Consider the following 2,071-nt stretch of genomic DNA (forward strand, 5'->3'; position numbering starts at 1 on the left):
ACGTAATAGGAAGAATAAACGCCCTTTTCACCCAAGTCCAAATTAATTTGCCGATTCCATAATCAGGGTGTATTACAATTCCATAGAGTTTTTCAATCCAGGTGGTTTAGCTGATAACTTAACGATTGATCAGCTTCTTCGTGAAGATTACTCGCCATGGGCGCGCAATAAAAGGATATCTGCCACGTTCAAAGAAGCGCATTTTATTGAAAAATATGGGTCAGGCATCAAACGAATCCAAGAAGGCTTCGCATCCTATGGTCTGCGTCCCCCTGTCTTTGAAAATTTCCAGCACGGTTTTCGAGTTATTGTCTCATCAAAGCTACTTTTCGAATCTAATGAGGGAGTAAGTGAGGGAGTAAATCTACTATTTAATCAGATAAGAACTAATCCAGGAAAGCGTGCACCATTTTTAGTAAACGAGCTATTAGTTCCTGTCAAGATAGTAGAGCGGTGGCTCAAAATCTTAAGAGATGATCATAAAATCGAGTTTCGAGGAGCTCCTAAAAGTGGAGGATACTGGCTAAAATAGAAATCAATGATACTCTTAAGTGGCACCAATCGAACTCCTATTTTAGCATTTAAAAAAGTATCCTCACATCATTTTATTGAACAATACCTAAGGCTGCTCTGGCGGCATTGATATGATTATCGTCGTTGCACTCTACCGCAAAAGCGCCATATGCTAATGGAGCTGCAGCAGCCCTCTCTATAGATTGTTCGTAGAGCCTATCCCATATCGTTCCGCCTTGTTTAGCATACTCCGTTATCAAACTCTTCAGGCTATCCTCTCCAAAAACCGATACGTGACCAGAAAAGTCCAGTGCAGGATCACCCATATGCGCAGTAGACCAATCTATGATACCAGAGGTCTTACCTTCCTTCGAGGTTAAGACATGCCCTGCATAGAGATCGCCATGGATGAAACAAGTGAATTCAGGCCACAAAGGGTCATTGTCCAACCATCTACGGTATCTGTTTTCCAACGGCTCGCTGATACCTATCTCAGATTTCACCAAGTGGATACGGTCAGCTATTTCGGTCCTCAATTCACTTGGAGTCATTATTTTCAAGTTGCTCTTTCTCACATCGTCAGCTGTAATACGATGTAATTCGGCCAATGATTTTGCCAGAGACTCCACATAAGCTATGCTATCGCGATCTATGTTCCAAGAAACCTCATGTGTTATCGCATCGAATGTCAGAGCAGGCGCATCCTCCAGTAAAGGGTAGGCTATTAGGCGCTCCGATACAATTTTCCAATCAGGGACATTGATCGACAGGTTTCTTTTGGCTAAATCCAATATTCTACTTTCATTTTCGATTTGTTCAAGCATATCGCTTCTTCGAGGTATACGGAGTACCCAGTTCTCACCGTTTACTTCCTTTACAAAGGCAACTCTAAAGTCGATGCCCATCTCATTGACGCTCATCTCTTCCGAAATTCTCAGCCCATGCTCTAGGGCTAATGTTTGCATATCTTCGATTGTCATTTCTATACTGTTTTCTTTTATTAAATTGGTACCAGTTCCCCCGACAGGACATTCTGAATGTCATATACAGGTGTAACACTTTACCCATATTCTTTTCGTATGGATAACACTTCCCATCAGGGAACAAAAATCTGATACATGAATTAATTGTGAGACAGTAGACCTACTGTCGCATTGAAGCCATCTCGGCGACTATTTGATTAGGAAAACCAAGGCTTTGCCATCATAGCCTTATCATAGAAGTATAACATAGTTGTAAAGATAGAAAATTATTTTTTATTCATCCATGATGTTATTATTTTATAATAACATCATCTAAACATGTCCTGTCGCTCTTTTGTGCTGTGATATTTCATACCTATTAACTGCTTTCGTTTGAATTATACGACGTTCTACTCACAATAGGGCAAGGGTTACTCATTCCGTAGGATGCGGTTCACGTATAGGAAGAATAAACGCCCTTTTCACCCAAGTCCAACAGCTTTGGACCGCAGTTGACTCTTTCGACACCCCTGCGATGCAACCCAATCCGGCTGACGGGGAGCCAGCAACGCTGAAAATTTACCCTCCTCTTTCCC

The 2,071-nt window shown here is 41.6% G+C and carries 2 protein-coding genes; one reads left to right on the plus strand and one right to left on the minus strand.

The genetic code is table 11. The features are described from left to right. Nucleotides 1–67 precede the first annotated feature (67 nt). Nucleotides 68–532, plus strand: coding sequence for a hypothetical protein (locus tag GXZ13_08025; protein NLX75749.1), 465 nt, complete (start codon nucleotides 68–70; stop codon nucleotides 530–532). Between the two features lie 73 nt (nucleotides 533–605). On the opposite strand, the gene mph_3 is transcribed toward GXZ13_08025, so the two are convergent. Further along, complete coding sequence (mph_3, locus tag GXZ13_08030) at nucleotides 606–1,493, minus strand: Mph(E)/Mph(G) family macrolide 2'-phosphotransferase (protein NLX75750.1); 888 nt, start codon at nucleotides 1,491–1,493, stop codon at nucleotides 606–608. Nucleotides 1,494–2,071 lie beyond the last annotated feature (578 nt).

This window comes from Synergistaceae bacterium, assembly GCA_012728235.1.
GTDB lineage: Bacteria > Synergistota > Synergistia > Synergistales > Synergistaceae > JAAYFL01.